We start from the raw sequence: 7278 nt of genomic DNA, 5'->3' as shown, positions 1-7278 counted from the left end.
CGCGGCGACGATCTCCGCGGGAGGGGTGTCCTTGAGCACGAACCCGGCGGCGCCCGCGCGGAGCGCCCGCAGCACCTGTTCGTCGGCGTGGAAGGTGGTGAGCACCACGACCTGCGGGGCGTCCTCGCGGCGGCGCAGCGACTCGGTCGCGGTCAGCCCGTCGACCGTCGGCATCCGGATGTCCATCAGGACCACGTCCGGGCGGGTGCGGTCGACCAGCGCCTCCACCTCGCCGCCGTCGGCGGCCTCACCGACGATCTCGATGTCCTCCGCACCGCCCAGCATGAAGGACAGCCCGGCCCGCACCAACGGGTCGTCGTCGACGGGGAGCAGTCTGATCGCAGTCATGGGCGGTACGTAATCACGGCGGGGCGGGCCGGGAACACACGGGACGTCCGAAGCGCCCTGACCGGGGCCGCGCTCCGGCACCGGGACCGGTTCATCCCCCTGGCAGCCGTGCGCGTACCTCGAACCCTCCGCCGGCGGCCGGACCGTGTTCCACGGTTCCGCCCGCCAGGGTGGCCCGTTCCGTGAGGCCGATCAGGCCCTGCCCCGCGCCTGGCACGGGCGGTACGTCCCCTTCCGGTGCGGGGTTGCGCACGGTCACCGTGAGGCCGTCCCCCGGCCCGCCGGTGACCGACACCGTGACCTCCGTGCCGGGGGCGTGCTTGCGGGCGTTGGTCAGGCCCTCCTGGGCGATCCGGTAGGCGGTGCGGCCGACGGAGGCGGGCACGGCGCCCGGGTCGGTGACCCGCTGCTCCAGGGTGACCTTCATGCCGGCCTCCCGGGACTCGACGGCCAGGGTGTCGAGCGCGGCGAGCGTCGGCTGCGGCCGGCCCGTGTCGTCGGACTCCCCGGCCCGCAGCACCCCGATGATCTCCCGCAGGTCCTGCAACGCCTCGTGCGAGCTCTCCCGGATCACCCCGGCCGCCCGCGCGATCTCCTCGCGCGGTGTGTCGGGCCGGAACTCCAGCGCGCCCGCGTGCACGCTCAGCAGCGTCAGCCGGTGCGCGAGCACGTCGTGCATCTCCCGCGCGATGGCCTCCCGCGCGAGGCGCTGCGCCTGCTCGGCCCGCAGCCGCGCCTCCGTCTCGGCCCGGCGGGCCCGGTCCCTGAGACTCAGCATGAGCTGCCGCTTGGACCGTACGAACATGCCCCAGCCGACCGTCGCGGCGGTCAGCACCAGGAGGAGGACGATCGAGGCGAGGTACGGCAGATCGGGATCGGGGCGCCACCAGAAGTAGAGCGGTACGAGCACCATCTGGGCACCGGCCACCCAGGCCACGTACCGGAAGGGCCGGTGCACGGCGAGGGTGAACAGCGCGATCACGGCCACCCCGCCGGAGGTCTCCGAGACGAAACTGACCGGGGTCATGACCACGGCCAGTCCGAGCGGCCACCGCCGGCGCAGCCAGATCGCACCGCAGGACAGGCCGCCGAGCACCTGGTCGGCGGCGACCAGCGCGGGAGGCAGGCCGTGGCTGTTGCTGAGCGTCTCGGCGCCCAGCAGTCCGACCAGAACGGCCAGCAGGAAGCAGGCGAAGTCGACGATCCAGTCCCGCGCGGTGCGCCGCGGCCGCCGCCCGGAGCGGCCCGCCCCGGGATCGAGTTCGTGGAGGAGGGCGGACGGGATGAACCATCGGCGCCCCGTGAACACCGGGGCGGTCTGCGCCGCCTTGTCACCAGTCACGGTCGGCAAATCTACGCAGGGGGGTGCCGGGGCCGGCACCGAACGGCCCGGATCGGCTACCGAAGTCGCGGGACCGCAGACCCCCGGCGCCCCGGCCGGCCCGGATCACGGACTTCCGTCGGGGCGGCCCCGCCCGGCGGCCGATGCGGGTGCGGGGGCCGGCGAGAGTCGGTGGCATGAAGCAGATGCTGGAGGTTCTGGGATTCCTCGCCCTGGTGCAGGGGGTGGCCGGCCTGCTGACCGAGTTCACCGGCTGGAACTGGGGACTCGTGCACCGGTGGGGGTTCCTCGACGGCTACGAGATCTACGCGAGCGTCACCCTGCTGGTACTGGCGGGGGCGCTGTTCGCCGCCGCCGAGAGCGGGAAGGCCGGCTGACCGGCCTTCCCGCTCCTCGGCTCCTCGACGGTGCCCCGCTCAGTCCCGCTCGCCCTCTCCGCGCACCACCGCGACCGGGCTGTGCGCGTGGTGCAGCAGGGCCTGGCTGACCGAGCCGAGCAGCAGCCCGGTGAAGCCTCCGCGTCCGCGCGCGCCGACGACGACGAGCTGGGCGGACCGGCTCGCCTCGATCAGGGCCTCGCGGGCACCGCCGTGCACCGTCCGGTGGTCGACGGCGACGTCCGGGTAGCGCTCCTGGAAGCCGGCGAGTGCCTCGGAGAGCAGCCGCTCCTCCTCCCCGGCGAGGGCTCCCGGCTGGTTCGCGAACGGTTCCGACGCGTCCTGCGGGGCGGGCATCGGCGCGTTCCAGTTGGTCCAGCTGTGCAGCGCCACCAGCGGGGCCTTGCGCAGCGCGGCCTCGGCGAAGGCGAACTCCGCGGCCTTCTGCCCGGCCGCCGAGCCGTCGACGCCCAGCACGACCGGGCCGTCCGCCCGCGGCTCCTCGCGCACCACCAGGACCGGGCAGCGGCCGTGTGCCGCCAGGTGCACCGCGGTCGAACCCACCAGCAGCCCGACGAACCCGCCCATGCCGCGGGACCCGACCACCACCAGCTCGGCGCCGCGCGACTGGGCCTCCAGGGCCGTCAGGGGCTCACCGGTCACCACGACCTGGTCGACGGTGACCTCGGGAGCCGCCGTCGCAGCCCGCTCGACCGCCTCGGCCATCAGGCGGTCGACCATGTTGCGAAGTCCGCCCTCCGGCGGCCCCAGCGGAGACGGCCCCATGGGCACGTGCATCGCCGGCCAGACGCAGGCGTGCACCACCCGCAGCGTCGCCCCTCGCAGTGCCGCTTCCCGCGCGGCAGCCTCCACCGCGGCGAGACCCGACGCCGAACCGTCCACGCCCACGACCACGAGACCGCTCACCATTGCCTCCTCATCCAGCCGTCACCGACTCCCAGGTCCCAGCATCGCGCCTGCGCCGCGCGGTTGTCTTGGGCCGTTCGGCCAGGATACGGGCCGGTCGGCACCCCACGTCATCAGGGATTGTCCGGCAGCGCGTACTCGCCGTACTCGGGGCGGCCGGCGCGGTCGTAGGTCTGGATGGACACGCCCGCGGCGGTGGTCCGGCCGCCGGTGTGGCGGAAGGCGGCCGGCGGCGAGCCCTCCGGGAACACGGGTGGGCGGGCGGCTACGCGTCGCGAAGAGCGGCCACGCCCTCCTCCGTCAGTGTGCCGAAGAGCCGCAGACGGGAGATCCCTCCGTCGGGGTAGATGTCCACGCGGGCGTGGGTGGCGGTCACCGGGTCCGGCAGGACGAACCGGTGGCCGGTGTCCGGCTGGAGCCGGGTGCGGGGCAGAATCTCCCGCCAGCCGTCACCGCCACTGCCACTGCCACCGGTGACGTCACCGCCGTCACCGTCTTTCACCGACACCGCCGCCCACCCCGCGCTGTTGCCCTTCAGATACGCCGTGTCGATCTCCAGCGCACGGATCCGCGCCTGCGCCACCAGCCGGTACCGGATCCAGTCATGCCCCTGGTCGCGGCGGCGCCGGGTCTCCCACCCGTCGTCCATCTTCAGGGACCGCCCGGGCCGGATGGTGTTGGCGGCCGGTGAGTAGAACCGGTCGGACGCGTCCTCCACCCGGCCGCCGTTCTCCAGGGCGACCACGTCGAAGGTGCCGAGCGCCGTCAGCCAGGCCGGGTCCGGGACGACCTCGCCGTACACGCGCAGCCGGGCGATGCCCCCGTCGGGGTGCTGCCTCAGCCGCAGGTGGGTGAAGCGCTGCCCGGCCGTCACGGCGAAGCCGTTGGCCGCGTGGCCGCCCACCGGCGTGCGCGGCACGAGCGTCGTCCACCGCACGCCGTCCGCGAGGAGTTCCTCCGGCGACGGGTGGCCCGCGGCCGAGGCACCCTCGACGGACACCGCCTGCGGGTGGTTGCCGCGGAAGTGGGCCGTGTCCACGACGATGCCGCGGACGATTCCGGGCACGCCGAGCCGGATCAGCGCCCAGTCGTGGTCCTCCTCCGCCGGCCACGGGTGCCCGGCGGAGGCGCCGCGCCGGCGCCGGGTCTCCCAGCCGTCCATGATCTTGCCCTTGTGCCCGAACCGCTCGGGGTCGAACTCGGCGCGCCCGGGGAGCAGAAGGTTCTCGCGCGGGGCGAAGAACTCGTCGTTGGCGGCGATGACACCGGCGCCGAGCCGGCGGTCGGCGAGGTCGGCGTGGTGGGTGAAGGGGAAGCCGGCGGTGCGGTAGTCAGCGTAGGGGTCGCCGCCGCCGTAGGGGCGCGCCTCGCCGGTGAAGTACTCGATCGCCGTCACGGTGATCCGGTCCTGCCTCTCGGGTGTCGGTGTCAGGGGGAGCGGGTGAGCAGCCGGCCCTTCGGTTCGGTGAACTCGCCGTCGGCCACGATGCGCTGTCCGCGCAGCCAGGTGGACTTGACGACGCCGTACAGGGTTCTGCCCGCGTACGCGGTCACGCGGTTGCGGTGCTGGAGTGCCGCCGGGTCGACGGTGAAGCTCCGTTCGGGGTCGAGGACGGCGAAGTCGGCGTCGCGGCCGGGCGCGATGGCGCCCTTGCGGGCGTCGAGGCCGGCCAGCCGGGCCGTGCGCGCCGCCATCCAGCGCACCACGTCCTCCAGGCCGTGGCCGCGTCCGCGTGCCTCGGTCCAGACGGCCGGCAGGCTGAGCTGGAGGCTGGAGATGCCGCCCCAGGCGGTCGAGAAGTCGTCCGTCTTGAGGTCGGCGGTGGACGGGGAGTGGTCGGTGACGACGCAGTCGATGGTGCCGTCCGCCAGGGCCTGCCAGAGGAGGTCCTGGTTGGCGGCCTCGCGGATGGGCGGGCAGCACTTGAACTCGCTGGCGCCGTCCGGGACCTCCTCTGCCGTGAGGGTGAGGTAGTGGGGGCACGTCTCGACCGTCACGCGTACGCCGTCCGCCTTGGCCGCGGCGATCACGGGCAGCGCGTCGCTGGAGGAGAGGTGCAGGACGTGCACCCGCGCGCCCTGGCGCTTCGCCAGCTCCACGAGGTGCGCGATGGCGGCATCCTCGGCGTCGCGCGGGCGGGAGGCGAGGAAGTCGGCGTACTTGGGGCCGCCGTGCTGCGGGGCGGCGGCGAGGTGGCGGGGGTCCTCGGCGTGCACGATCAGCAGCCCGTCGAAGGCGGCGATCTCCGCGAGGGAGCGGGCCAGTTGCTCCGGGCCGAGGTGCGGGAAATCGTCCACGCCGGAGGGGGACAGGAAGGCCTTGAAGCCGAAGACCCCGGCCTCGTGCAGCGGGCGGAGGTCCATGACATTGTCCGGCAGGGCGCCGCCCCAGAAGCCGACGTCGATGTGGGCCTTGTCGGCGGCGACCCGCTGTTTGGTGCGCAGACGGCCGACGCCGGTGGTCGGCGGGAGGGAGTTGAGCGGCATGTCGATCAGCGTGGTGATGCCGCCGGCCGCCGCCGCGCGGGTGGCGGTCCAGAAGCCCTCCCACTCGGTGCGGCCGGGGTCGTTGACGTGCACGTGGGTGTCGACGAGTCCGGGCAGCAGGGCGTCGTCACCGAGGTCCTCCAGGCGTGCGCCTGCGGGGACGGGCGCGTCGTACGGCAGCACGGCCGCGATCGTGCCGCCGGCGACCGCGACGGACGCGGCGCGCGTCCCCCCGGGGGTGATGACGCGCGTCGAGCGCAGCACGAGTTCGGCGTCGGACACGCGATTCCTCCTGGGCTTCCGCACGTTCACCGGACGAAATTCAACGTTCTGTTGAAGGAGTCTTCACCTCGGCTTCCACCTCGTCAAGGGCACACTCCCCCCTGCGGGACGTCGACGGCCACCTCTGGACGTTTCCACAAGCCGGAATTATCATTCCGGCAGACAGAACGCAGCTACGCACAAGCGGGCAGCCGGCCGGCTGCCGGGTAGGCTTCTGCCCTTCCTGCCAGCCCTGAAAGGAACGCGCCGTGCCGACGTCCAGCGCCAGCACCACCGACTCCGCCCGGCCCGCCGCCAGTGGCGGTGTGCAGTCCCTCGAGCGCGCCTTCGACCTGCTCGAACGGATGGCGGACGCGGGGGGCGAGGTCGGCCTGAGCGAGTTGTCCGCGAGCAGCGGACTGCCCCTGCCGACGATCCACCGCCTGATGCGCACGCTTGTCGTCTGCGGTTACGTACGTCAGCAGCCCAACCGCCGGTACGCGCTCGGCCCGCGCCTGATCCGGCTCGGCGAGTCGGCCTCCCGGCTGCTGGGGACCTGGGCGCGGCCGTATCTGGCCCGGCTGGTGGAGGAGACCGGCGAGACGGCGAACATGGCACTGCTCGACGGGGACGAGATCGTGTACGTGGCACAGGTGCCGTCCAAGCACTCCATGCGGATGTTCACCGAGGTCGGGCGGCGCGTCCTGCCGCACTCCACGGGGGTGGGCAAGGCCCTGCTGTCCGGCTTCCCGCCGGAGGAGGTACGGGCCCTGCTGGGACGTACGGGCATGCCGGCCGCGACCGACCGGACCATCACCACGCCGGAGGGCTTCCTCGCGGCGCTGGAGGACGTACGCCGCCAGGGCTACGCGATCGACGACAACGAGCAGGAGATCGGCGTCCGCTGCCTCGCGGTGCCCGTGCCCGACGCCCCCACGGCGGCCGCGATCTCGATCTCCGGCCCCGCCGGCCGGGTCACGGACTCGGCCACGGAGCGGATCGTCCCGGTGCTCCAGCAGGTCGCCGCCGAACTCTCGGAGGCTCTCGCCACGCCGGGCACGGCGCCGACCGCCTGACCGGCGCGGCCCGGTCCGTACGGGCGAGCGGGCGTCATCGGCGTGGCGCCCGGCCGAACAGGTCCACCGCCTCACGCAGTTCGCGTACTCCCTGTCCCAGCGCGCTGACCGAGCCGATGGCGCCGGCCACCAGCAGCAGGGAGCGGCGCAGGCCGGGGATGTCGGGGTGGTCGCCGGCGGCCAGGACGGCCAGCGCGGCAAGTTCCTCCTCCGCGATGCCCCGGTCCCGGAACTCGGCCGGATGGGCGGCCAGCTGGCGGCGCAACCGGGACACGGCGGAGCGCAGCCCCGTCACCCGCGGGTCCACCTGACTGCCGGGCACACGCCTTTGCTCAACGCTCCGCACCACAGTCCTCCCCCTGGCACGCCGTCGTGCGCCTCCCCGTCCGGCCCCAGCACCCCGCCGGTCGGTGCGGGCCAGTAAACGCCACCCCGGGGCCTTTGCGCCAGTCCGCTGCGT

9 protein-coding genes are annotated in these 7278 nt (G+C 73.9%); 2 read left to right on the top strand and 7 right to left on the bottom strand.

All coding sequences use genetic code 11. From position 1 onward, the window contains the following. Both B9S61_RS34120 and B9S61_RS34115 read right to left on the bottom strand, forming a co-directional pair. Positions 1–348: response regulator transcription factor (locus tag B9S61_RS34120; protein WP_146065022.1), on the bottom strand; the 348-nt coding region annotated here is incomplete at its 3' end. A gap of 91 nt (positions 349–439) precedes the next feature. Next, the gene (locus B9S61_RS34115; RefSeq protein WP_103545647.1) at positions 440–1690 is read right to left on the bottom strand and encodes a sensor histidine kinase; all 1251 of its coding nucleotides are present in this window, start codon (positions 1688–1690) and stop codon (positions 440–442) included. Between the two features lie 176 nt (positions 1691–1866). On the opposite strand from B9S61_RS34115, the gene B9S61_RS34110 reads away from it, so the two are divergent. Then, positions 1867–2067 carry a hypothetical protein gene (locus B9S61_RS34110; protein WP_103545645.1) on the top strand — a complete coding sequence of 67 codons (201 nt, stop codon included), beginning with the start codon at positions 1867–1869 and terminating at the stop codon, positions 2065–2067. A gap of 39 nt (positions 2068–2106) precedes the next feature. On the opposite strand, the gene B9S61_RS34105 is transcribed toward B9S61_RS34110, so the two are convergent. From B9S61_RS34105 to allB, 4 genes are all read right to left on the bottom strand, one after another. After that, entirely contained in the window at positions 2107–2994 is an 888-nt protein-coding gene (locus B9S61_RS34105) for a universal stress protein (RefSeq protein WP_103545646.1), read from the bottom strand. Between the two features lie 113 nt (positions 2995–3107). Continuing rightward, positions 3108–3245 carry a hypothetical protein gene (locus B9S61_RS34100; protein ID WP_374936269.1) on the bottom strand — a complete coding sequence of 46 codons (138 nt, stop codon included), beginning with the start codon at positions 3243–3245 and terminating at the stop codon, positions 3108–3110. 14 nt (positions 3246–3259) lie between these two features. Then, the gene (gene alc / locus B9S61_RS34095; protein WP_103545644.1) at positions 3260–4390 is read right to left on the bottom strand and encodes an allantoicase; all 1131 of its coding nucleotides are present in this window, start codon (positions 4388–4390) and stop codon (positions 3260–3262) included. Between the two features lie 32 nt (positions 4391–4422). Continuing rightward, positions 4423–5763 (bottom strand): allantoinase AllB, encoded by a 1341-nt coding sequence (allB, locus tag B9S61_RS34090; RefSeq protein ID WP_103545643.1) that lies wholly within the window; start codon positions 5761–5763, stop codon positions 4423–4425. Between the two features lie 248 nt (positions 5764–6011). Between allB and B9S61_RS34085 the strand changes: the two genes are divergently transcribed. Beyond that, positions 6012–6818: an IclR family transcriptional regulator gene (locus B9S61_RS34085; RefSeq protein ID WP_103545642.1), complete on the top strand. Its 807-nt coding sequence runs from the start codon at positions 6012–6014 to the stop codon at positions 6816–6818. 34 nt (positions 6819–6852) lie between these two features. On the opposite strand, the gene B9S61_RS34080 is transcribed toward B9S61_RS34085, so the two are convergent. Beyond that, positions 6853–7140, bottom strand: a complete 288-nt coding sequence (locus B9S61_RS34080) for a DUF5955 family protein (protein WP_258040008.1) — start codon at positions 7138–7140, stop codon at positions 6853–6855. Positions 7141–7278: the final 138 nt, after the last annotated feature.

The sequence above is a fragment of the Streptomyces sp. SM1 genome, from assembly GCF_002910825.1.
GTDB classification, from domain to species: domain Bacteria; phylum Actinomycetota; class Actinomycetes; order Streptomycetales; family Streptomycetaceae; genus Streptomyces; species Streptomyces okerensis.
Note: the sequence above shows the minus strand (reverse complement) of the source record. Positions and strands in the feature narration are given on the sequence as shown.

Excerpts from the sequence above, each read along its gene's own strand:
- B9S61_RS34110 (WP_103545645.1), top strand. The coding sequence starts at position 1,867 with ATGAAGCAGATGCTGGAGGTTCTGGGATTCCTCGCCCTGGTGCAGGGG.